The 23196-nt window shown below is 72.4% G+C and carries 22 protein-coding genes and 1 pseudogene; 13 read left to right on the forward strand and 10 right to left on the reverse strand.

The features are described from left to right. Positions 1–111 precede the first annotated feature (111 nt). Complete coding sequence (locus tag ACZ61E_RS02725) at positions 112–1323, reverse strand: COG1361 family protein (RefSeq protein WP_469696966.1); 1212 nt, start codon at positions 1321–1323, stop codon at positions 112–114. 103 nt (positions 1324–1426) lie between these two features. Continuing rightward, positions 1427–1786, reverse strand: a complete 360-nt coding sequence (locus tag ACZ61E_RS02730; RefSeq protein WP_469696968.1) for an ArsR/SmtB family transcription factor — start codon at positions 1784–1786, stop codon at positions 1427–1429. Between the two features lie 86 nt (positions 1787–1872). Here ACZ61E_RS02730 and ACZ61E_RS02735 point away from each other — a divergent pair, with 86 nt between their 5' ends. Together ACZ61E_RS02735 and ACZ61E_RS02740 are read left to right on the forward strand one after the other, a co-directional pair. After that, complete coding sequence (locus tag ACZ61E_RS02735; RefSeq protein ID WP_469696969.1) at positions 1873–3075, forward strand: cation diffusion facilitator family transporter; 1203 nt, start codon at positions 1873–1875, stop codon at positions 3073–3075. Between the two features lie 142 nt (positions 3076–3217). Then, a complete protein-coding gene (locus ACZ61E_RS02740; RefSeq protein ID WP_469696971.1) occupies positions 3218–4510 on the forward strand; it encodes a hypothetical protein in 1293 nt (430 codons plus the stop codon). A 58-nt stretch (positions 4511–4568) separates the two neighbouring features. On the opposite strand, the gene ACZ61E_RS02745 is transcribed toward ACZ61E_RS02740, so the two are convergent. The 7 genes from ACZ61E_RS02745 to ACZ61E_RS02775 all read right to left on the reverse strand — a co-directional run bounded on the left by ACZ61E_RS02745 (position 4569) and on the right by ACZ61E_RS02775 (position 11100). Continuing rightward, positions 4569–5924 carry an MFS transporter gene (locus ACZ61E_RS02745; RefSeq protein ID WP_469696973.1) on the reverse strand — a complete coding sequence of 452 codons (1356 nt, stop codon included), beginning with the start codon at positions 5922–5924 and terminating at the stop codon, positions 4569–4571. Then, on the reverse strand, positions 5921–7114 hold the full coding sequence (locus tag ACZ61E_RS02750; RefSeq protein ID WP_469696975.1) for a PLP-dependent cysteine synthase family protein: 1194 nt from the start codon (positions 7112–7114) through the stop codon (positions 5921–5923). The genes ACZ61E_RS02745 and ACZ61E_RS02750 overlap by 4 nt, the downstream gene beginning before the upstream one ends. A 249-nt stretch (positions 7115–7363) precedes the next feature. Beyond that, a complete protein-coding gene (locus ACZ61E_RS02755) occupies positions 7364–7780 on the reverse strand; it encodes a hypothetical protein (protein ID WP_469696977.1) in 417 nt (138 codons plus the stop codon). 96 nt (positions 7781–7876) lie between these two features. Next, complete coding sequence (locus tag ACZ61E_RS02760) at positions 7877–9043, reverse strand: aminopeptidase P family protein (protein ID WP_469696979.1); 1167 nt, start codon at positions 9041–9043, stop codon at positions 7877–7879. 93 nt (positions 9044–9136) lie between these two features. Continuing rightward, on the reverse strand, positions 9137–9547 hold the full coding sequence (locus ACZ61E_RS02765; protein WP_469696980.1) for a VOC family protein: 411 nt from the start codon (positions 9545–9547) through the stop codon (positions 9137–9139). Positions 9548–9640: 93 nt separating this feature from the next. Then, positions 9641–10039 (reverse strand): helix-turn-helix domain-containing protein, encoded by a 399-nt coding sequence (locus ACZ61E_RS02770; RefSeq protein ID WP_469696981.1) that lies wholly within the window; start codon positions 10037–10039, stop codon positions 9641–9643. 68 nt (positions 10040–10107) lie between these two features. Beyond that, positions 10108–11100, reverse strand: coding sequence for a hypothetical protein (locus tag ACZ61E_RS02775; protein ID WP_469696983.1), 993 nt, complete (start codon positions 11098–11100; stop codon positions 10108–10110). Between the two features lie 394 nt (positions 11101–11494). Between ACZ61E_RS02775 and rsgA the strand changes: the two genes are divergently transcribed. Together rsgA and ACZ61E_RS02785 are read left to right on the forward strand one after the other, a co-directional pair. Beyond that, positions 11495–12607, forward strand: a complete 1113-nt coding sequence (gene rsgA, locus ACZ61E_RS02780; RefSeq protein ID WP_469696984.1) for a ribosome small subunit-dependent GTPase A — start codon at positions 11495–11497, stop codon at positions 12605–12607. A gap of 81 nt (positions 12608–12688) precedes the next feature. Further along, a pseudogene (locus ACZ61E_RS02785) lies at positions 12689–13068 on the forward strand (Ada metal-binding domain-containing protein); the annotation flags it as partial. A gap of 20 nt (positions 13069–13088) precedes the next feature. Here the strand turns inward: ACZ61E_RS02785 and ACZ61E_RS02790 are convergent. Continuing rightward, on the reverse strand, positions 13089–13463 hold the full coding sequence (locus ACZ61E_RS02790) for a PPOX class F420-dependent oxidoreductase (protein WP_469696986.1): 375 nt from the start codon (positions 13461–13463) through the stop codon (positions 13089–13091). 336 nt (positions 13464–13799) lie between these two features. On the opposite strand from ACZ61E_RS02790, the gene ACZ61E_RS02795 reads away from it, so the two are divergent. The 9 genes from ACZ61E_RS02795 to ACZ61E_RS02835 all read left to right on the forward strand — a co-directional run bounded on the left by ACZ61E_RS02795 (position 13800) and on the right by ACZ61E_RS02835 (position 23090). Then, positions 13800–15194 carry an ATP-binding protein gene (locus ACZ61E_RS02795; RefSeq protein WP_469696988.1) on the forward strand — a complete coding sequence of 465 codons (1395 nt, stop codon included), beginning with the start codon at positions 13800–13802 and terminating at the stop codon, positions 15192–15194. Between the two features lie 2 nt (positions 15195–15196). Then, entirely contained in the window at positions 15197–15610 is a 414-nt protein-coding gene (locus ACZ61E_RS02800; protein WP_383833980.1) for a roadblock/LC7 domain-containing protein, read from the forward strand. Continuing rightward, on the forward strand, positions 15607–15990 hold the full coding sequence (locus ACZ61E_RS02805) for a DUF742 domain-containing protein (RefSeq protein ID WP_469696990.1): 384 nt from the start codon (positions 15607–15609) through the stop codon (positions 15988–15990). Before ACZ61E_RS02800 ends, ACZ61E_RS02805 begins: the two co-directional genes overlap by 4 nt. A 10-nt stretch (positions 15991–16000) precedes the next feature. After that, positions 16001–16582 carry a GTP-binding protein gene (locus tag ACZ61E_RS02810; RefSeq protein WP_469696992.1) on the forward strand — a complete coding sequence of 194 codons (582 nt, stop codon included), beginning with the start codon at positions 16001–16003 and terminating at the stop codon, positions 16580–16582. Continuing rightward, positions 16579–17886, forward strand: a complete 1308-nt coding sequence (locus ACZ61E_RS02815; RefSeq protein ID WP_469696994.1) for a cytochrome P450 family protein — start codon at positions 16579–16581, stop codon at positions 17884–17886. The genes ACZ61E_RS02810 and ACZ61E_RS02815 overlap by 4 nt, the downstream gene beginning before the upstream one ends. A gap of 148 nt (positions 17887–18034) precedes the next feature. Then, entirely contained in the window at positions 18035–19117 is a 1083-nt protein-coding gene (locus ACZ61E_RS02820) for a polyprenyl synthetase family protein (RefSeq protein ID WP_469696996.1), read from the forward strand. Next, positions 19114–20763: a prenyltransferase/squalene oxidase repeat-containing protein gene (locus tag ACZ61E_RS02825; protein WP_469696998.1), complete on the forward strand. Its 1650-nt coding sequence runs from the start codon at positions 19114–19116 to the stop codon at positions 20761–20763. Before ACZ61E_RS02820 ends, ACZ61E_RS02825 begins: the two co-directional genes overlap by 4 nt. Positions 20764–20772: 9 nt before the next feature. Beyond that, positions 20773–22131: a cytochrome P450 gene (locus ACZ61E_RS02830; RefSeq protein ID WP_469697000.1), complete on the forward strand. Its 1359-nt coding sequence runs from the start codon at positions 20773–20775 to the stop codon at positions 22129–22131. Beyond that, entirely contained in the window at positions 22128–23090 is a 963-nt protein-coding gene (locus ACZ61E_RS02835; protein ID WP_469697002.1) for a terpene synthase family protein, read from the forward strand. The genes ACZ61E_RS02830 and ACZ61E_RS02835 overlap by 4 nt, the downstream gene beginning before the upstream one ends. The last annotated feature ends 106 nt before the right edge of the window (positions 23091–23196 follow it).

Consider the following 23196-nt stretch of genomic DNA (forward strand, 5'->3'; position numbering starts at 1 on the left):
TCGTTATCCCCCACCCTCCCCCCCCCCCCTCCCCCCCCCCCTCCCCCCCCCCCCCCCCCCCCCCCCCCCCCCCCCCCCCCCCCCCCCCCCCCCCCCCCCCCCCCAGGCCGGTCAGGACGTACGGCGCCGCACCCCGACGGCCGCACCCCCGGCCGCCAGCAGGGCCACGGCGGCGCCGCCGGCCAGGAGTGTGCCCCCGCTCCCCGTCTCGGCCAGCTCGCCGAGCTGGGTGCCGGTACCGCCCGTGGCGCCCGTACCGCCGGACGACCCCGCCCCGCCGTCCGTCCCGCCACTCGCTCCGCCCGTGGTCGGCCCGCCGTCCGACGGGTTCACGACGATCTCGGCCTTGTTGTTGGCGCGGTTCCCGTCGAAGGGCAGCGTCCCCCAGTGGTGATCGCCCGCGACGAACGCCACCGCGCCCGTGGCGTTCGCGACGACCTTGTCGATCCGCAGCCCGAAGACGTACGCGCGCTCGCTGTCCTCGTCCGCGTAGCCGTACGGCGTCGTGCAGCGGTATGTCGCCGCCCCCGCCGGTTCGCAGAACTCCGGGACCTCCGTGACCGTCGTCCCCTCCGGGACGCCGACGTCGAAGACCCCGATCGGCCCGTAGACGTCGTTCCTCGCCCAGGCCGGCCCCTTGTTGGCGAAGGTGACCTCCGCGTCGACCGTGCGGCCCGGTTCGCCCTTCACCGTCGCACCGGTCAGCGCGAAGTCCGCCGTGTTCTCGGCGGTGATGTCGGTGGCCAGTTCGCTTCCGTGGACGGTGCCCGGCGCCTCCGGCGCCGTCCGCGGGACCAGCCGCAGCACCGGGTCCGCGCCACCGCCGTGCCGCGCCCCCTCGGGGAGGGTGCCCACCCCCGCGAGGATGTTGACGCCGAGGCGCTCGTACAGGGCCCGGTCCAGGACATCGAGGCCGACGGGCTCGGCGGGCTCGTAGACGACCCCGGGCTCCAGGGTCTGCTCGATGTCGCACTCCGCGTTCACCCGCGCCGGACCCTCGTCCTGGGCGGGCGCGTCCTCGTACACGCAGTTGGAGTACTCCGTGTCGTAGGCCAGCCCCTGCGATCCCGTGAGGTAGAGCACCACGCGGGTGGCGGGCGCGTCCCCCTCGTTCTTCACCGCGAACGGCACGCCGACCCGGTCCCCGGGCCGTACACCGTCGACCGGCTCGCCCTGCTCGAACACCAACTCCGGTCCTGAAACGGCCTGTTCGGCGGCGGCGGGCCCGCCGTGGGCGGCCGTCAGCGACCAGCAGGCCGCGGCTGCGACCACCGCGGCCGCCATGGACCGCCGTGGCGCCCGCGCCGTTGACGTAGCTCTCATCTGCCCCTCCGAGGACCGTGTGCACCGTGCGGCGAACCGGGTGTGGAACGGAAGACACCCGCGGACACCGGACGGTTGTACGGCCGGGAGGCCCGGCAGGTGCTCAGTCGTGCGAGGGCCGGCCGTCGAGCTGGTGGTCGGCCAGGCTCAGCGCCTCGTCGATCACGCGCCGCAGATGCCCGTCACGGAGGCTGTAGACGACCCGGCGGCCCTCCTTGCGCGTGACGACGAGACCGGCGAGCCGGAGCTTGGCGAGATGCTGGCTGACGGCGGGCCGGGCCGCGCCGCACGCCTCGGTCAGTGTGGACACGTCCGCCTCGCCGCGCGACAGCTCGTGCAGCAGGACCAGCCGTGTGCGGTCGGCGAGCACGGCGAAGACCTCGGCGGCGAGCGTGAACTGTTCCTCGCCGGGGATGGGCGGGTGCGCATCATGCGCAGATGATAGTTGCATGCGTGCGTTCATATGCACATAATGGCCAACGAGGTACGGCGCTGTCCAGCCGCGTCCCGCACGGCCCCACTCCGCCCGCGCGCCGGAAGGTCATCCCCATGAACGACCCGCACGGACACCAGCACGAAGGTCGTGCCGCGCCCGGCCACGAACACGGCCACGAACACGGCCACGGGCACGGGCACGACCACGACCACGACGACGCTCACAGCCACGGAAGTGGACGCCCGGGACGTCTCGCCCGGCTGCGCCACCGAGCCGGCCATCTCCTCACGCCTCACTCCCACGAGACGGCCGACAAGATCGACAACGCCCTCGAATCGTCGGCGAAGGGCATGCGCGCGCTGTGGGTCTCGCTGGCCGTGCTCGGCGCGACGGCCCTCGCGCAGGTCGTGGTCGTCGTCCTGTCCGGCTCGGTCGCGCTGCTGGGCGACACCGTCCACAACGCCGCCGACGCCCTCACCGCGCTGCCCCTCGCCGTCGCGTTCCTCCTGGGGCGGCGCGCGGCCACCCGCCGGTTCACCTACGGGTACGGGAGGGCGGAGGACGTCGCCGGCATCGTCATCGTGCTGACCATCGCCGCCTCGGCGGTCCTCGCCGCGTGGACCGCCGTCGACCGGCTGCTCGACCCGCGGCCGATCGGCTATCTGCCCGCCGTCGCGGCGGCGGCCGTCGTCGGCTTCCTCGGCAACGAGTGGGTCGCCCGCTACCGCGTCCGGGTGGGCCGTGAGATCGGCTCGGCCGCCCTGGTCGCGGACGGGCTGCACGCCCGTACCGACGGATTCACCTCGCTCGCCGTCCTGCTCGGCGCGGGTGGCGCCGCCATCGGCTGGCCGCTCGCCGACCCGGTCGTCGGTCTCCTCATCACGGCCGCGATCGTGTTCGTCCTGCGCGACGCGGCCCGCGAGGTGTTCCGCCGGGTCATGGACGCCGTCGACCCGGCGCTGGTGGACGCCGCCGAGGCGGCGCTGCTGGACGTCGAAGGGGTGCGTGGGGTGGGCGAGTTGCGGCTGCGCTGGATCGGACACCGGCTGCGCGCGGAGGTCGCTGTCGTGGTGGACGGTGAACTGACGGTACGTCAGGCACACCATGTCGCCGTCGAGGCGGAGCACGTACTGCTGCACGCCGTGCCGAGACTGACCGCCGCGCTCGTCCACGCCGATCCCGCCGCCTCCCCCTTCGGGGCCGACCCGCACGCGGCGCTGACCCACCACTCCCACGGCCGGGCCCATGACCACACCCACCCCGCCCGCACCCGCGGCCACCGCCACGGCCGTGACCCCGTACGCACCCACACCTGACGGACGCGGTGACCGGCGGGCATCTGATGATGGTTCAGACCCCTTCCGGGTATGGAGATCTCTCCACTTCTGGGCCCTTGTTGGTTACATGACACCCTCACTAGCGTGTGCCGGGTTCCATCCCCCACAGGAGGAGACCGGCATGAACGACCGAGCGAGATCCCCCTACCGGCGGCGGGCCGCCGCGGCCCTGTCCCTGCTCGCCTGCGTGGGCGTGGCGGTCGCCACGCCGCCCGCCGGGGCCGCCGACGGCCAGAAATCCACGCGCGTAGAGGGCACGCCGACCTCCTGGTCGGCGGATCTGTCACGGGTCACCCCGGACGACGTCAACGTGCGCTACGCGAAAGGCGCGTTGAGCGTACGGGACACCGCCTTCCGTCCGGCGTCGGCGGAGACCGGCCGGGGCTACGGCACCCAGGTGCTCGCCCCTGAGACGCTCGGCGCCCCGGTCGACCGGGTGAGCGCCGAACTCGCCGCCGAACTGCCCGGCGGCGCAGGCGCCGAGGTGCTCGTCGACGTGCGGGGCCGCTCGGCACAGGGCGCCTGGACCGAGTGGGTACCGGCGGGCGCGGCAGGCGCCTCGGGGGAGGCGGCGGACGGGGACGTGGCCGTCCTGCCCCGCGCGGTCACCACCGTTCAGGCCAGGATCACCCTCTGGGACGCCGGGGGAGAGGCGCGCGTCCGCGGTCTTCGGCTGACCGCCGAGAAGGGCGCCGCGCCCCGTACCTCGGCGGGCGCGACCGCCTTCACCGCCCGGGTCTTCGCCACCCGTGAGGGTCTCGTCGGCGGCACGACCGCCAACGGCCACATCATCCAGCCCAACGACCACTTCGTCGCGCTGCCCTCGCGGCGCGGTCTGTCGCCCAACGGCAGCAACCAGTACTCCGTACAGGTCTGCGGCCCCGCCCGCTGCGAGACCGCGCCCGTCTGGGACGTGGGGCCGTGGAACACCAAGGACGACTACTGGAACCCGTCCCCGACGCGCGAGATGTTCAAGGACCTCGCCCAGGGCATGCCCGAGGCGCAGGCCGCCTACGAGACCGGCTACAACGGGGGGAAGGACGGCTCCGGCCGTACCGTTCTCAACCCGGCCGGTATCGACCTCGCCGACGGCACCTTCTACAACGTCGGTCTGAACGACAACGGCTGGGTGACCGTCACCTACCTGTGGACCGGCGACCAGACGGGCAAGTCCTTCCCGACGTGGGGCACGGACGTCCGCATACGTCAGCAGGCGACCACCGCCTCGCCCGAGGTGGCGCGTCTGGCGGGCCCCACCACGGTCAACGTCAAGTGCCAGGTCCACGGCCAGCGGATCACCGTGGACGGCATCACCAATGACGGCTGGTCGTATCTGCCGTCCTACGGTGGCTACATCTCCAACATCTTCATCGACGTGGTGGAGTCCTGGCTGCCGGGCGTACCGAACTGCTGAACCGGCCGGGGCACCGCGGCCGTTGTCCGGTCCCGGTGCCCCGGCACACCGGCCCGGTTCAGCCCGTCGCCGGCGCGGGCGCCGCCGCCGCTCCGGGCGTCCCGTCGCCGGGCGTGGCGGGCGCCGAGAGCCGGCCGGTGCGGTGCAGTCCGGCGAGGGCCGCCGCACAGGCGGCCCCGAGCGCGCACAGCGTGAGCCAGGGGAGCGCGGAGACCCCGGCCTCGCGGGCCGCGTCGAGTGCCGTGCCCGTGAGGAGGTTCCCCAGGGTGATGCCGATGCCGCAGACGGTGTTGTAGAGCCCGTAGTGGGTGGCGACGAGACGGTCACCGGAGAGCCGGACGATGGTGTCCATCTCGAAGGGGTACGCGATCATCGTGCCCAGCGCGAGCAGCAGCGCGGCGAGCGCCGGCGGAACGGCCGCCAGGGCCCAGCGGGCGGGCCCGTCGTCCGGCAGGGGGATCGCGGTGGCCGCGAGGAGCGGCAGGAACGCCCCGCCCATCACCGCGACTCCCCGGGTGAGCGCGCGCCCCGGCTCCATACGCGCCCCGCACCAGGCGGTCACCCGTGTCTGGCACAGGACGGTGGCGAGTCCGGAGACGGCGAACAGCAGTGCCACGGCCGCCGTGCCGGACTCCCCGTCGCCGCCCACCCGCCGTACCTCCAGCGGAAGCGCCAGATAGACCTGGAAAGTCAGTACGTACGAGCCGATCATCGCCGCCGAGAAGAGCAGGAACGACCGGTTGGCCAGCACCGAACGCCACTGGGCGGGCACGCTCACGCGCCCGCCGTGTCCGCCGCCGTCCGTACCGGGGTTCCTGCCGGGGTCCTTGCCGCCGGGCCCGCCCCGCGCCGGGAGCGACCGGATCTGTACGGCGCTCAGCAGCGCGAAGATCCCCGCCGACGTGAGGCAGGTGAGCCTGAAGCCGACCCCGGTCAGCACCATGCCCACCAGCGGGCCGAGCAGGACGCCGGCCTGGTAGTAGACGTTGAACAGCGCGAACGCCTCGACCCGCCGCTCCCCGGCGTCCGCGGCGAGACAGGCCCGCACCGCCGGGTTGAACAGGGCGCCCGCGAAACCGGTGGCCGCCGAGGCGGCGAGGAGCGCGGGGAGCGAGTCCACCAGACCGAGTGCCGCGAAGCCCACCGTGCGCAGGACGCACCCGGCGACGATGAGCGGCTTGCAGCCGTACCGGTCGGCCAGAGTCCCGCCGACCAGAAACATCCCCTGCTGGCTGAAGTTCCGTACCCCCAGCACGAATCCGACCAGCCAGCCGGCCAGCCCGAGGGTGCCCGACAGATGGGCGGCCAGATACGGCATCAGCATGAAGAAGCCCAGATTGATGGTGAACTGATTGACCATCAGCAACTGGACGCCGCGCTCGTAGGAACGCGTCCGCCGGATCACGTCCCTCACCGGGCCTCCTCCTTCGGGCAGTTGACGGCCCGGCCGGCCGGCTGGGCCCGGGTCGCCCGGTCGACGGGGCCCACGGCCAGCGGGTCGGTGACCTCGGAGCACCGGGTCCAGCGGCTGACCTCCTTCTCGTCGGGACGCCCCACCACCTCCGGTTCGGCCGCGGGCGCCGGGCCCAGGAGCCCGTGCGCGGCGCAGTAGTCGTCGTCGTACACCGTGCCGAGGTAGCGTTGCGGACCGTCCGGGAAGACGGCGGCGATCCGGCGGTCCGGGGAACCGCTCCTGGCCAGCCAGCCGGCCACCAGGGCGACGGCGCCGACGCTCCAGCCGCCGGTCGCGTAGTGGGACGCGGCCAGTTGGCGGCAGGTCCACACCGCTTCGGCGGGCGCCACCCAGTGCACCTCGTGGAAGGTCCCGTAGGCGACGTTGCGCGGGTGGACGCTCGATCCGAGACCGCGCATCAGCCGGGGCCTGGCCGGCTGCCCGAAGATCGTCGACCCGATCGAGTCCACTCCCACCACCCGCAGCTCCGGGTAGAGCTGGCGCAGCACGCGCGAGATCCCGGCGGAGTGGCCGCCGGTGCCGACGCTGCACACCAGAACGTCGATGTGCCCGAGCTGGGAGGCGAGTTCGAGGGCCAGCGGGAGGTACGCGGCGGTGTTGTCGGGGTTGTCGTACTGGTCCGGGCACCAGGAACCGGGGTGCCGCTCCAGCAGCCGGGCCACGCGTTCGCGGCGGGCCCGCTGCCAGCCGCCGGTGGGATGCGGCTCCGGGACGATGTCGACGCCGGCCCCGTAGGCGGTCAGCAGCCGGGTCATCGGCGGTTCGAGGCCGGGGTCGGTGACCAGGGTGACGGGGTGGCCGTGGACCATGCCCGCGAGGGCGAGCCCCAGCCCCAGGGTGCCGCTGGTCGACTCGATGATCCGGCCGCCGGGCGCCAACTCGCCCCGGGCGCGGGCGCGTTCGACCATATGGAGTCCGGGGCGGTCCTTGATGCCGCCGGGGTTGAAGCCCTCCAGCTTGGCCCAGAAGCCGCGCCCCGCCGGGGCGAAGGGCTCGTGGACCCGCAGGAGCGGGGTGTTGCCCACCAGGCCGGAGGGGCTGTGGACGGCGGCCGGAACGGTCGCCGGGACCGTGGCGCCCGGGGCCGGGGCGACGGCGCGGGGCGGGGTGGTGGGGGACTGGTGGCGCATGGGTTCGCTTTCGTTCGGAGTACGGGAACGCGGAAGCCCGTCGCGGCGCACGCGCATTCACACGTGCGGGTGAATGCGACCGCGGTGGAAAGGGCGCGCGGAAAGCGACCGGACCGTTCGTAGACCAAGTCGGATACGGAAAGCGGCCCGTTCGCACATCGTGTGTTCGAAAAACGCGCTTTCGTGAGTGCGGTGACTCCGCGGGAAATCGCGCGTTCGAAAAGGGGGTGGTTGATCCGGAAGGGCGTTCTACACCCGAAGAATGCCCGGATCTCTCCGTTCGGTGCCCGGCGTCGGCAGAGTGCCGGCCGTCGACATGGACACGGAGGAGTGAATTCGCGTCAATTCCCCGACGCGCGAAGGTGTGTCGCCGGGAGCGGGCAGGTCGGCGCGGTACTGGGGCTGACCGGAAGCACAGCTCTCCGACCCGTGCTCCGCCTCGTCCCCGTCGTGGTGACAGGGCGCGGTGTCGTGATTACCGAACTCGGTGGACGCCGTCGCGGTCACCGCGGTGACCGGCGAAGCGTGGGTCGCGGCGTTGTGCCCGTTCACGCCGTGCGTATAGAGCAGTGCCAGTAGAAGTACGGCCAGCCAGAACGCCCGCGACGGGCCCGCCAATTCGCTGCGGGCCCGTCGCGGGTCGGAAATCTCGAAGGCCGCGAACATACCGTGATCGTAGCGTCACTTCGAGTGCGGTGCGCGAAGGGCGCCATTGCGGACTTCGATCGTGAAAACGGCCGGACAATTCAGTCGGCGGCGACGTCAGCCGACGACGGCCAGACCCCGGTCGGTGGTGTTGAGCCGACGGCCGCCGGTCTCGGTGACCGTCACGATGTCCTCGATGCGCACCCCGAACCGTCCCGGCAGATAGACGCCGGGCTCCACCGAGAAGCACATGCCGGGGACGAGAGGCAGCTCCTCGCCCTCGACCATGTAGGGCGGTTCGTGGGTGGTGACGCCGATGCCGTGGCCGGTGCGGTGGATGAAGTACTCCCCGTACCCGCCCTCCTCGATCACCGCGCGGGCCACCCGGTCCACCTCCTGGCAGGCGATGCCGGGACGCACCGCGTCGCAGGCGGCCCGCTGCGCGGCGCGCACCAGGTCGTGGACGCGCCGCTCCTCCTGGGTGGGCTCGCCGACATGCACGGTGCGGGAGGTGTCGGAGCCGTAGCCCCGGCACAGCCCGCCGAAGTCGAGCACGACCATGTCCCCCTCGCCGATGACCCGTTCACCGGCCTCGTGGTGGGGGTTGGCGCCGTTGGGGCCGGAGCCGACGACGGTGAAGTCGACCTGGGAGTGGCCGGACGCGCGCAGCAGTCCGGCCAGGTCCGCGGCGACATCGGTCTCCCTGCGACCGGCGAAGGGCACCCGCTTGATCTCCTCGTAGGCGGCGTCGGCCGCGGCGCCCGCCAGCGCGAGGCGCTCCACCTCGCGGGCGTCCTTGACGGCGCGCAGCATCGGCAGCGCGTTCGTCAACGGGGTGTAGGAGGTGGCGGGCAGGGCCTCCTGGAGACCGATGAGATGCAGGGCCCAGGTGTTGTCGCTGATGCCGTAGCGCCCGCCGGCGGCGAGCGAGGGGGCGGTCACGCCGTACGGGTCGACTCCGTCGGTCCAGTCGCGCAGGGTCAGCGCGGGCGCGCCGACCGCCTTCTCCGCGTCGGGGGCCTCCAGCTTGGGCACGACCAGGACGGGACCGGCGTCGGGGGTGAGCACCAGCAGCGTCAGCCGCTCGGTGTCGGCGGGCGGCCGGTAACCGGTGAGCCAGACCATGTCGGGGCCGGGTGCCACCAGCACACCGGCCAGCCCGGCGGCGGTGGCGTCCCGCACGGCGCGGTCCATGCGCGCGCGGTAGTCGTCTGCGGTGAAGGGGGCCGGGGCCGCGGGGGCCCCGGCGTTCGGATGCGCGGAAGTCGCGTCGCTGCCAGTCATGCGTCCATCCTGCCGCCGTCCCGGGCCCCTTCGGCACCCGGCTGCGGGGCGGACGACGACGGCGGGCGGGACAGGCGGGCGGGACGGGCCCGGCTACGACTTCGGCTGGGTGAAGCGGATGTGGTTGCCGAAGGGGTCGCGCAGCCCGCAGTCGATGCCGTAGGGCCGCTCGGTGGGCTCGTCCGTGAACTCGACGCCGCGGGCCCGCAGCGTCTCGTAGGTCCCCCGGCAGTCATCCGTGCTGAAGATGAGCGTGCCGCCCGTCGCGCCCTTGGTCAGCAGTTCGCGGACCTCCGTTGCCGTCTCCTCGGACAGTGCCGGGGGGCCGGGCCTCTCCAGCAGGATCTGCCGGTCCGGGTGGCCGGGGACGTTGACGGTCAGCCAGCGCATGAAACCGAGGTCGGCGTCGGTGTGGACCTCAAGGCCGAGTGTGCCGACGTAGAAGTCGAGCGCCGCGTCCTGGTCCAGGACGTAGATCTGTGAGTGTGTGATCGCGGTGAACATGCGTTTCACGTTACGGGGGACGCCGGACGAAAACTTGTCCAGAACTGCTCAGTCCGGCGCGTGGCGCCCGCACGGGGGAGGGCGGGTGGGCGGTCAGCTCCTCGGCCGTGTCCACGCCTTCGTGAAGCACGTCGGTACGGCGCCGACCGGGCGCGGCGCCTCCTGGCGGTAGGTCCTCGGCGGCCGGCCGACGATCTCGTGGAACGTGCGGCTGAAGGTCGCGGGACTGCCGAAGCCGACCTCGTAGCAGATGTCCGTCACGCTGCGGTCGGTCTCCCGCAGCAGGAACATCGCCCGCTCGACCCGGCGCCGTTGCAGGTACCGGTGCGGCGTCTCGCCGAACGTGGCCCGGAAGGTCCGGGTGAAGTGCGCCTGCGACACATGGGCGATCCGGGCCAGCGCCGGGACGTCCAGCGGGCGCGCGAAGTCACGGTCCATCGCGTCCCGCACCCGGAGCATGCGGCGGTTGGTCTCTTCCACGTCACGGCCCACGCGTCCATCAGACCACGGCCGCCCCGCCTGCCCCGCCGGGCGGCCCGCCGCCCCGACCACCCGGGACCTCAGTGTCCGTGACCCGGGTCCTCCTCGTTCGCACGGGGCTCCGGGGACTCCTTCTCCCCGGGGCCGGTACCCGTACCGGTACCGGTGTCCGCCCCCGCGGCCGGTACGTCGACCGTGAAGGCGGCCGTGCGGACCTTCCCCCGGTGCTGGAAGTCGAGGAAGAGCCGGTAGTCGCCCGCGCTGGGCGCCGTGGCGGTGAAGGACACCTCCGGGCCGGGCTCGGTGGCCCCGTCGCCCGGCTCGCCGTTCGGGTGGACGTGCAGATAGGCGAGGTCTCCGGCGCGCAGGGCGACCAGGTGCCCGTACGCCCCGAGGTAGGGCTGGAGATCGGTGACGGGCTTCCCGTCCCTGCTGACGGTCAGCTTCAGTTCGCGCGCCCTGCCGGGGGTGAGGGCGCCGTCGAGGGTGACCCGGTAGCCGTCGACCTCGGCGGTGGCGCGCACGGGCGGCAGCCCGGCGGGCTCGGCCGTGCCGGAGACGGCCAGGTCGGCGCCGAGCGTGATGCCGGTCGCGCCCTTCCCGCCGGGCGTGAAGTCGGCGAAGGCCCGGTAGCCGCCGGCCTCGGGCAGTTCGGTGCCGACGGTCCAGGTGCCGTCCGCCGCGCGGGTCGGATGCAGGTGCCGGTAGACCGTCAGATCCCTTGACGCGACGATGAAGTGCAGCTCCTTGCCGTGCTCCCGCCGGTACGAGGTGAGAGGGCGTCCGCTGTCGTCCTCGACGGAGAAGCGCAGGGTGGCCGGCCTCCCGGCCGCCACGCGCGGTGTGTCGAGCGCCAGCGTGTAGCCGCCCTCGGAGATCTCCAGGCCGCCCGCCGCGCTCGCGGCGCCGTCCCCTTCGCCGCCCGTGTCCGTCCCGCTCTGCGCGTGCTCGTCGTGCGCCGCGGGCGCCTTCTCGGCCACGGCCGGGTCGATGCTCGCGCCGACTCCGTACGCGGTGCCGAACGTCGCGGCGATCGCGGCGGCGAAGGCGGTGATCCTGAGTCCCGTGTTCATCGGGGTCTCCTCCGTGAGGGGCCACTCCGCAGCGGCGGCCGACACCTCTGAACATACCCTCCAGGGGTATGGAGTCAAGTCGGAACGCCTCCTGTCGAACATACCGGGGGGAGGTATGTGTGGGCCGGGCCGCGCGTACGGCCGGCGGTGACGCGTCAAATCGGTGGCGCGCCCGGCGCGCGAGCGGCTACATTCCCTCGTGTTCCCGACGGACCGACCGGGTCCCGTCCGCCGTGTGTGTTCCAGGAGGTGTGTACCGATGACCGTCCCTGTGCCGGGCCCTGCCCGCAATCAGCTGATCGTTCATGTCACCTCCGTGGTCCCCGGCTGACCTCCACCTCTTCCGCGCCCCACCGGCGCGCGTGCCGGGACCGCCCTTGTGAAGGGTTTCCCGTTGTCTCTCTCCGCCGCCTCCTCCGAGGCGTCATCCGCTTCGCATCCGCTCGCCCCGTACGGCTGGGACGAGGGCTGGGAAGCGAATTTCACCCCCTACGCCGCGCAGGGTCTGCTGCCGGGCCGCGTCGTGCGCGTCGACCGGGGGCAGTGCGACGTCGTCACGCCCGGCGGCACGGTACGGGCCGACACCGAGTTCGTCGTGCCGCGCGACCCGCTGAAGGTCGTGTGCACCGGCGACTGGGTCGCCGTCGACCCCGGCGGCGATCCGCGGTACGTGCGGACGCTGCTGCCGCGCCGTACCGCCTTCGTACGCTCCACCTCGTCCAAGCGCTCCGAGGGGCAGATCCTCGCGGCCAACGTCGACCACGCGATCATCGCCGTCCCGCTCGCCGTCGAACTCGACCTCGGGCGCATCGAGCGGTTCCTGGCCCTGGCCTGGGAGAGCGGCGCGCAGCCGCTCGTCGTGCTCACCAAGGCCGACCTCGTACCGGACCCGACCGGACTGTCGTACCTCGTCGACGACGTCGAGACCGCGGCGCCCGGCGTCCAGGTCCTCCCCGTGAGCGCGGCGACGGGGGAGGGCGTCGACGTGCTCTCCGCCGTCGTCTCCGGGAGCACGAGCGTGCTGCTCGGCGTCTCGGGCGCGGGCAAGTCGACCCTGGCCAACGCCCTGCTCGGCGAGGACGTCATGGAGGTCCGGGCGATCCGTGAGGTGGACGGCAAGGGCCGGCACACCACGACCACCCGCAATCTCCTCGTGCTGCCCGGCGGCGGCGTCCTCATCGACACACCCGGGCTCCGGGGTGTCGGGCTGTGGGACGCCGGGCAGGGCGTGGGCCAGGTCTTCGCCGAGATCGAGGAACTGGCCGAGGAGTGCAGGTTCCACGACTGCGCCCACGGCAGGGAGCCGGGCTGTGCCGTGCTCGCCGCGCTGGAGGACGGCACGCTCTCCGAACGCCGGCTGGAGAGCTACCGCAAGCTGCTGCGGGAGAACCAGCGCATCGTCGCCAAGACCGACGCCCGGCTGCGGGCCGAGATCCGCCGCGACTGGCGGCTCAAGGGCGCGGAGGGCCGTGCGGCGATGGAGGCCAAGCGGGGGCGCATCCGGTAGGCGCGCCCCCGGGGTGTCCGGGCCGGGCTTCGAGCGGGAGGCCCGGCCCCTCCGCCTCCATGTCCGAATCCCGCGAGTGCGGTGCCCGGGGGCGGCACTCGGGGGAGGGGCGAGGAGGCCAGGTGCGACGCGGTGGCCGGCCGCGACGCCCGGTTCCACGGCGCGTTCTTCTTCGCCGTCGAGACCACCGGCATCTACTGCCGGCCGAGCTGTCCCGCCGTCACCCCGAAGCGCGAGGACGTCCGCTTCTACGCCACCGCGGCCGCGGCCCAGGGCCACGGCTTCCGTGCCTGCCGCCGGTGCCGTCCCGACGCCGTGCCCGGATCGGCGGAGTGGAACCCACGGGCCGACGCCGCCGGCCGCGCCGTGCGCCTGATCGGCGACGGGGGCGCGGACCGCGAGGGCGTCGCCGGGCCGGCCGGGTGGCCCGGCTGAGCGCCCGGCAGGTCCGGCGCCGGATGGCCCCGCCCGGCCGCCGCGGTCAGCCGGTCTCCTCCAGCCCCCAACTGTGAATCTTCCGTGGATGGATCCGGATCAGTTCTTCACTGAAGTGCGGCCCCAACTCGTGCGGACCGGTCAGCAGTTCGGCCTCGCCCCGGATGTCCACACCCCGCACCTTCCACGGCTTGAGGCTGACGATGTCGTCCACCACCAGTGCCACCCGGGGGTTGGACCGCAGGTTCCGCCACTTCTTGGTGGTGCCCAGCGCGTACCCGCCGACCAGGATCGTGCCGTCCGCCTGGGGGAAGAACCCCACCGGGTTGGCCTGCGGCTGGCCCTTCGGGTCGACGGTGGCCAGCCGGCCCAGCCGCTGGGAGGAGAGGTACGCGCGCTCGGCCTCGCTGAATTCGGTCATGTCTCCAGCCTCACACGCCCCTGGGGCCCCTGCCGCCCGCAGGGCGTGTCCCCGGAGTCCCGCCCGGCCTCCGCCGTAAGCGGAAGCCCGCAGGGCGTCCCCGGACGGCGAAACGGAATGAGTTCGGCCGGTGGTGCAGCGGTTGCTCCCCACCTGGCCCTATTTCTTCCCCCAAGATCATCACGGCCTCTCCATTCGCGCTGTGGGCAGGAGGCCAACTCCCCTAAACTGGCAAAGCTTTGGCATGATCCTTCACCTGGATGCGGCAGCACTTGATGGCGGAAGTCCACCGGGTGCACCCGCCTGTGACCCTCGAACCCCTAGGACCCCTTTTCCGTGATCTCTCCCTCCGAACCCGCCCTTGCGCTCGGCGCCGTGACCGTGGTCATGGCCGTCGTCGCACTGCTGCTGGCGCTCTCCCGCCGCAAACAGACGCGACGGTGCAGAGAAATGGACGCGGCGCTGAAGAACGCCGAATCCCGAACGCGGGAAGCCGAAACCCGCACGCGCTTCGCCGAATCCCGTACGCGGGACGCCGAGGCCCGTGAGGACCGGTTCCGCGCCGAGGTGACCCACCTCGTCTCCACCCGGCTTCCGGCCGTCCCGCTCCACCTGATCAGCTCTCACCACCCCGTACCCGGGCTGCTGAACGTCGGGGAGGCCGGGCCCGAGGACGCCGAACTCCTCGACTCCGTCCTCACCCGGGTCTCGGAGATGGTCCTGAAGGAGCGCCGTCGCGTCGACGCCGCAGCCAGGGCGGCCCTGCGCGGCGCGAGCCAGGACTCGCAGGCCCTGTCGTACCGGCTCCAGTCGGAACTCGACGCCCTTCAGAGGGAGTTCACGGGCTCACGGCATCTGACACACCGGATGCTCGCCGCCGACCACCTCAACGAGCAGAACCTGCGGCTCATCCAGCGCACCGCCATCGTGTGCGGCGCGTGGCCGGGGCACGTCCGCAAGGACACCTACGTCGCCGAGATCGTCACCGGCGCCTCCTCCCGTCTCCGCGGCTTCGACCGCATCAAGATCAACTCGCGGATCGGCTCCAACGTCGGCATCGTCGGCCGCGCCGCCGAGCCCGTCGCCGTGGCCTGCGCGGAGCTGATGGCCAACGCCCTGGAGCACTCCCGCGACGACCTCGCGGTGGACGTCGGTCTGATCCAGAGCGGAAACGGCAACGTCTGCATCACGGTCGACGACGCGGGCAAGGGGATGACCGCCGAGGCGGCCGCCCGCGGTGCGCGCCTGGTCTCGGCCGACACGCACGACGTCATGCTCACCGAGCTCGGCGACCCGCCGTCCCAGGGGTTCGCCGCCATCGGCCGTCTCGTCGCCGACTACGGCTTTCATGTCTCCATCGACCATTCGTCTCCCTATGGCGGGGTGCGCGCTGTGGTGACCATTCCCCCGAACCTGCTCGCCTCGATCGACGAGGAAGCCGAGCCCCCTTCTGCCATGGCTCCCCAGGCGGCCGTCGCGCCGAAGGCGGAGAGGCGTCCCTCCTCGGTCCCCGAGACCCCGGCGGGCGACGACAAGTCGCGCACCCCCGTGCCCGACAGCGCGGACGGTCTGCCGCAGCGCCGCCGCCGCGGCCCCACGGCCCCCGGCGCGGGGCTCGCCGCCCCCGCGTACCGCGCCCCGGATCCGGAGCGGTCCCTCAAAGCCTGGAGCGAGTTCCAGGACGGCCTTGACAGCGGCCGAACCGGTACTGATTTGGAGGAAACGCAGTGACCATGCCCCACGGCGAAAACGAGACCTGGTACCTGGCCCCCATCACCGAGATCCCAGGTGTCCGCCACGCGCTGCTGATGACCCTCGACGGGATGGTCCAGGCCAGGTCCGAGAACCTCTCGGCCGACGACGCGGACGGAGTGGCCGCGATGACCTCCGCGCTGCACGCCGCCTCCCGCGCGGCCGTGATCCCGGCGCTGGGGGCCGCGGCGGACACCCCCATCGAGACCGTCACGGTGAAGGTGGCCGAGGGCACTTACATGGTCATGCCGGCCGGCGCCAACACGCTGATAGCCGCCGCGGGCGACGATTCCATGCACATGGGTGTGGTCGTCCACATGATGGCGCGTCAGGCGAAGAAGCTGGGGGAGCAGCACATGTCTGTCTCGGCACGCACCCATGACGGCGCGTCATGAGCCGCGGCCAGCATCAACGGCGGCTGCTCCCGGCGTATCTGGCGACCGGAGGTGGCGCCGCCGCGCCGTTGCCCACCACCCTCGACACGCTGACGGCTCTGCGGGCCAGCGGCCATCCGTTCTCCTCGTACCACACGACGGTGCACCGCCGGGTGGTCGAGCTGGTGACGGACGGCTCCCTCACCGCCGTCGAGATAGCCGCGTATCTCGCCCTGCCGGCCAGCGTCGGTCTGATGCTCGCCGAACAGCTCGTCAGTGACGGCCTGTTAAACGCCAGTGTGCCGATACCGGAAGCTCTCGCCCCCTCGCGCGCCGGACGGCCGTCGTTGCAACTCATGGAAGAGGTGCTGAGTGGACTCCAATCCCTCCGTGTCGCCTAGCCCGCGTCCCGTGTACCTCCCCGAGGGGGAGCACCAGAGGGTCAAGATCCTTGTCGCGGGTCCCCTCGGCGTCGGCAAGACGACAGCGATCAAGACGCTTTCGCAGATTCCCACGCTGCACACCGACGAAGTCATGACGGACGCGGCGGCCGACGCCGACGACGTCAGCCTCGTCGGCCTGCGGGACAAGAAGACCACCACGGTGGCCATCGACTTCGGCCGGATGACCCTGCCGGGCGACCGGATCGTCCTGTACCTGTACGGAACTCCGGGCCAGCGCAGGTTCCTTCCCCTCTGGGAGGGGATCGCCTTCGGCGCCCTCGGCGCGCTCGTCCTGGTGGACACCCGGCGCCTCGACGAGTCCTTCGAAGTGATGGATCTTATCGAGGAGCGCGGTTTGCCGTACGCCGTGGCAGTCAATACCTTCCCTGACTCGCCTGAATATGACCTGGAGATCGTTCGCAAGAAGCTGGACCTCGCCCCGGACACCCCACTCGTCACCTGTGATGCCCGCGAGATGAACAGCAGTCTCAGCGCACTCATCGCACTGACCGCCCATTCCATATCCTCGGCCGGAGTCGGAGCCTCGTGAGTATCACACCACCGGACGCCACAGCCGTGCCCCTGCACGGGCCCGAACACGCGGCCGATCCCCAGCGCAGCTACGAACTGCTGCGCAGGCAGGGGCCGGTCGGCGTCGCCGAGATCTCACCCGGCGTCCTCGTCCACCTGGTCACCGACTACCAGGCGGCGCTCGGGCTGCTCCAGGACACCGAGACCTGGTCCAAGGACACCCGCAAGTGGCTGCCGCAGGTCCCGGAGAGCAGCCCGATCCGGCCCATGGTGGAGTGGCGGCCCAGCCTCTTCTTCGCCGACGGTGAGGAGCACGCGCACCTGCGCAAGGTGATCACCGACAGCTTCGCCCTCCTCGACCCCAACGACGTACGGGTCCTGACGTTCCGTTTCGCCGACCGGCTGTTGCGGGACTTCGCGGACGCGGGGACGGTCGACCTCGTCAGCCAGTACGCCCAGCAGCTGCCGTTGATGGTCTTCAACGCGCTGTTCGGCATGGAGGACGAACACGGCCCCCGGCTCGTGGGGGCGCTCGCGGCCATGATGGACACCGATCCCGAACGCAAGGCGTCCGGCGCGCAGTTGTTCGGCGGCTACCTTCAGACCCTGTATCAGGCCAAGGCCGAGAAGCGCGGCCACGACCTGACCTCCTGGTTCATCGACCACCCCAACGGGCTGAACCAGGAAGAGGTGATGAACCAGATCATCATCATCTTCGGTGCGGGGAACGAGCCGACGGCCAACCTCATCGCCAACACCTGCGTCCGGATGCTGAGCGACGACCGTTACTTCGGCACGCTCACCACCGGGAGCCTGCCCGTCCAGCACGCCATCGACGAGGCGCTGTGGCACGATTCGCCGCTCGCCAACTACAGCTTCCACTTCCCCAAGGAGGACGTCACCTTCCACGGCACACGCATCCCCGCCGACTCCCCGGTGATGGTCTCGTACGCCGCCGCCAACACCTGCCCCCACGCGGGGGTCCCGGCCGACGGCTACCGCTCGGGCACCAAGGCACACCTGGCGTTCGCCGCCGGGCCGCACGCCTGCCCGGCACGTGATCTCGCCCTGCTGATCGCGACCGCGGCGATCGAACGACTCGCCAGCTACCTGCCGGACATCGAACTGGCCGTAGCACCGGATCAGTTGACCTACCGTGACGGACCCGTCCACCGGACGCTCACGTCGCTTCCCGCCCGCTTCACCCCGCTGACTCCCGACGCCAGGGGCATCACCCCCTGGAGCCGCAGCGCCGCCGACCCGGAGCCAGTCACCGGGACGTCCTCGACAGCGGGCGACCGTGAATCGGTGACCACTTCCTGACCCTTCCCGCCCATGCCGTGTCGCGGTGGTGCCGTCGGCCAAAGACCCGCACCACCGTGACACCCGCGGGAGAGCGGTGTCCTGGCCGCGTCCTCTGCCCGAACGGAACCACCATGACGGTTCTTGACCGAAAGGGGATCAACCACCGATGGCAACCACACGTTCCACCACCAGTCCGCCGGACCTGATGTCCGTACGGCACGAGGTGAGCGCGGCCCTGACCGGATTCCTCGACGCCAAGGACGAGGCCGCGCCCGGAACCGAACTGCTCTATCTGACCTCCACGTTGCGCGCGTTCCTCACCGGCGGGAAGGGGCTGCGGTCCGTACTGTGCGTCTACGGGTGGCGGGCCGCCGGCGGCGACGGCGAGATGACGGCCGCCATCCGGGCCGCCGCGAGCCTCGAACTCTTCCAGGTCTTCGCCCTGGTGCACGACGACGTCATGGATGACAGCGATGTCCGCCGCGGCAGGCCGTCCGCGCACCGCGCGCTGGCCGCCGCGTACACCGACAACGGCGGCCCCCGCGGGCGCGCCGCCGCGCACGGGCTGGGCGCCGCCGTCCTCCTCGGGGACCTGGCCCTCGTGTGGTCCGACGAATTCCTCCACACGGCGGGCCTCGACCCGAGCAGGCTCGCCCAGGTGCTGCCGCTGGTGGCCGAGATGCGCAGCGAGGTCATGTACGGGCAGCTGCTGGACCTCCAGACCACCGGCCGGCTGACCGGCGACGTCGAGACGGCACTGCACGTCATCCGGTACAAGACCGCCAAGTACACCGTGGAGCGCCCGCTGCACATAGGGGCGGCGGTGGCCGGAGCCCCGCCGGCCGTGCTCGACGCCTGCACCGCGTTCGGCATCCCGCTAGGAGAAGCGTTTCAGCTGCGGGACGACCTGCTCGGTGTGTTCGGTGATCCCGCCGAGACCGGCAAACCGGTACTGGACGATCTGCGCGAGGGCAAGGCGACCGTACTGATGGCCCTGGCCGTCCAGCGCGCCTCTGCCGCCGAGCGCAGGACCCTGCGCGCCCTCGTCGGCCGGAGCGACCTCGACGAGGGCCAGGCCGACGAGATAAGAACCGTCCTCGACTCCACCGGCGCCCGGCAGACCGTGGAGGAGAAGATCGCCGCCCGCCGGGACGAGGCCCTCGCCGCACTGGACGAGGCGCCCTTCCCGGAAGAGACCACCGACCAGTTGCGCGAGATCGCCCTCGCCGCCACGGAGCGCCAGACATGACCGCCCGACCGTCCCCCGCCCCCGCCACCGTGAGGTCGAACGAACCCGTGAACGACACGGTCGCGAACGCGACCTACCCCGAACAGGCCGCCCGACTGGTGGCGAGCGTCGACCGGGACCCGTGGGGCACCGTCCGCCCCTCCCTGTACGAGACGGCACGTGTCATCTCGGCGGCCCCCTGGCTGCCCGGGGAGCCCCGCCGGATCGCGTATCTGCTCGACGAGCAGGCCCCCGACGGGAGTTGGGGCGAGGGGCCGGAGCGCTACCGGCTGCTGCCCACACTCAGCGCCGTGGAGGCCGCGCTGGCGCTGCTGAGCCGGGGCGGCACCCCCGAGGGGACGACCCGCCGGCTCACCGCCGCCGTCGACAGCGGCCTCGCCGCGCTGCGCGCGCTGCCCCCGGCGGGACCGTGGCCCGACACCGCCGCGGCCGAGATCCTCGTCCCCAGCCTCGTCGCGAGGATCCACGAGCGGCTCACCCTCGCCGCGGACGCCCGGACACCGGCCGCCGGCGACTGGCGTCCGGGGCCCGCGCCCGCGCTGCCCGGGGGATACGACCAGGCCGTGCCGGGGTACGTGGCGAGGCGGTACGCCCGGGCGGGCAGTCTCCCCGTCAAGCTGCACCACACCTTCGAAGGCGTCGCCGGGCACATACCGGGGGCGCTGATACCCGGCGGTCCCGATCTGCTCGGCAGTTCACCGGCCGCCACCGCCGCCCGTGCCGCCGCCTCGCCGGAGCCCCCTGCCGGGGCCGTCGCCGCCCTCACCGCCGTGGCGGAGCGCTACTCGGGACTGTTCCCCGAGGCGGCTCCGATCCTCGTCTTCGAGCGTCTGTGGGTCGCCGCCGCGCTGGCCGGCGTCCATCTGCCGGCCGCCGCTGTGCCGACCGTCCGCGCCTGGGCCACCGACCTCTACGACCCCCGGGGGGTGCGCGGCGCACCCGGACTCATGACGGACGCCGACGACACCGCCATGGCCGTGCTGGTGTCCTCACTGGTCGGCCTGGACCACACCCCCGAGCCCCTCGACCTGTTCCACAACGGCAGCCACTACGACTGCTACATAGGCGAGGACACCGGATCGGTGACCGCGAACGCGCACGCCCTCCAGGCGCTCGGCGGCTATCTGCGCCACCACCCCGGGGCACGGCACACCTACGGTCCCCGGGCGGAGAAGCTGAGCGACTGGCTCGTCGGACAGCAGCGGCCCGAAGGACCGTGGCCCGACAAATGGCACGCCTCCCCCTACTACGCCACCGCGCGGTGTGTGGCCGCGCTCTCGCGCCACGGCGGGGAGCGGGCGGCTGCCGCCGTCGGGACCGCGGTCGCCTGGACCGTCGACACCCAGCGCGACGACGGCTCCTGGGGGATCTGGGGCGGCACCACCGAGGAGACCGCGTACGCCGCGCGGATCCTGCTCGCGGCACCCGACCCGCGGCCGGAGCACGCCCGCGCCCTGGACCGCGCCGAGGCCCGTCTGACTGAGCGGGCCGGCTCCGGGCAGCACCCCGCGCTCTGGCACGACAAGACCCTGTACGCGCCCGGCGCCATGATCGAGGCCGAAGTCCTCGCCGTGCGGGAGCTGCTGCGCACACGTCAGGGACCGTCCGGCGGCCGGACCACCACATCCACCTACGCGCAGAGGTAGGACAGACACGTGACGAACAGCAGAGATCTTCCGCCGCTCGCGCCCGGGAAGCTGCCGCTCATCGGGCACGCCGTACCGCTGGTCAAGGACCGCCTCGCCTTCATCCAGAGCCTGCGCGCGCACGGCCCCGCCGTCCGCGTCACCGTCGGCCCGAAGACGATGACGGTGGTCAACTCGCCCGAGCTGATCCACAAGATGCTCACCGGCCAGTCCGACGAGTTCACCAAGGGGCTGCTCTTCGAGAAGCTCAAACTCTTCGGCAAGGACGCCCTGCCCGTCGCGGAGGGCAAACCCCATCTGCGCCGGCGCCGCATGATGCAGCCGGCCTTCCACCGCGAGCAGATCGCCGGTTACGTCACCACGATGCGCGAGACCGTGCGGCCGTACATCGCGGGCTGGGACGGCGGAACCCCGATCGACATGAAGACCGAGATGCAGCTGATGACCCAGGGCGTCGTCATGTCCGCCCTGTTCTCCGCCGCGCCCCGGCGGGAACCCGCCCACACGATCCTCAACAGCGTCGACACCGTCTTCAGGACCGCGCTCCAGCGCGCCCTGCTGCCCGTCTCCGCCCTCGAACGGCTGCCCACCCGGGGCAACCGCAGGGCGCGGGACGCCGGCAGCGCGCTGCGTACCGCGGTCGCCGGGATCATCGCGGAACACCGCGCGAACCCCGAGGCGTACGACGACGTCGTCTCACTGCTCCTGACCACCACGGACGACAGCGGCGCGACCCTGCCCGACGACGAGATCCTCTCGGAGGTCACCGGACTGCTCGCCGCCGGCTCCGAGACCACCGCGGTCGTCCTGGCCTGGCTCTTCCACGAACTGGGCCGCAACCCGGACCTGGAACGCCGGCTCCACGAGGAGGTCGACCCCGTCCTGGCGGAAGGCCCGATCACCGCGGACCGCGTGCCCCGGCTCGTCTTCACCCGCAGACTCGTCAGCGAGACCCTGCGGCTCTACAGCCCCGCGTGGCTCGTCACCCGGCAGGCCATCTCGGACGTGCGGCTGGGCGAGTTCAGCCTGCCGGCCGGCACCGACGTGATCTGGAGCGCCTACGCGCTGCACCGGGACCCCCACCTCTATCCCGACCCGCTGCGCTTCGACCCCGACCGCTGGCTGCCGGACCGTCCCCAGCCCCCGAAGGGCGCCTTCATCCCCTTCGGTTCCGGCAAACGCATGTGCATGGGGGACGCGTTCGCCTGGACGGAGGCGACCATCATCACGGCGATGGTCGCGTCCCGCTGGCGGCTCCGGCCGACACCGGGCGCCGTACGCCCGGTCGGCGCGATCACCACGCACCCCTCGTCGCTCCACATGGTCCCCGAACTCAGGCACCACGCCGTCGCGGAGAAGGCCCGGTGAACGACACGACACGCACCGGGGCGCGCGCCCTGCCGATGCCCGACCTGCGGGACTCCTTCCCCGGTCCGTTCCCGGCCAGCAGCCACGCCGACGCCGTCGAGCGGCACGCCACCGAGTGGCTCGGGACGTACCCGCTCATCGGCTCACCGCGCAAACTGGGCGCCCTGGTCAACATCACCGGCCAGGGGATGGCCCGCACCCTCCCCACCGCCGATCCGGCCGACCTCTCTCTCTGCGCCGACCTCTTCCTGTGGCTCACCGCGTTCGACGACGCGCACGGCGAAGCCGAGGGAGCCCGCGACCCGGCCCGCCTGGTCCGCACGGTCAGCGACCACGTCCGCCTCCTCGCCGGCCACGACGAGCCACCGGACGGCGCCGGTGCGTTCGGCGCCGCGCTGGTCGACCTCCTGGCCCGGTTCGGGCGACGGGCCACCCCCGCCCAGTACGCGCGGCTGACCGCGCACCTGCGGGACAACCTGCTCGGCATCCTCTGGGAGGCGCACCACATCGGGCGCCCCGGCGCCATCACCCTGTCCGACTACCGGGCGATGCGGCCGCACACCGTCTTCGTACGGACCCTCATGGTCACCGCGGAGATCGCGCTCGGCTACGAACTGACCGAACGGGACCGGTCGTCGGAGGCGGTCCGGGAACTCGGGACGGCCGTCGCCGACCTGGCCGGCTGGATCAACGACCTGGCCTCGTACGCGAAGGAGACGGCCCACGACGGACCTACCACGCTCAACCTGCCGTCGCTGCTGATGCGGGAGCACGGGTGCGACCTCGACGAGGCGTTCCGGCTGGCCTCGCGCATGTGCGAGGAGCGAGCCGCCGTGGCCGCCGCCCGGATCGCCCGACTGAGCGCCGGGGAAGGCCCGTTGTCCGTGCACGCGGGGGCGCTGGAATCCATCGCGTCCTCCTACGTCTGGCACATCGACCACTCCCGCTACAGGCCCTAGAGATGTCCCCGCTACCGGGCCCGGGGGGGGGGGGGGGGGGGGGGGGGGGGGGGGGTGGTAGGGGGGGGGGGGGGGCGCGCGCCCCTCCCACAAAAACAAGAAACTC

This window comes from Streptomyces sp. NPDC104581, assembly GCF_055583685.1.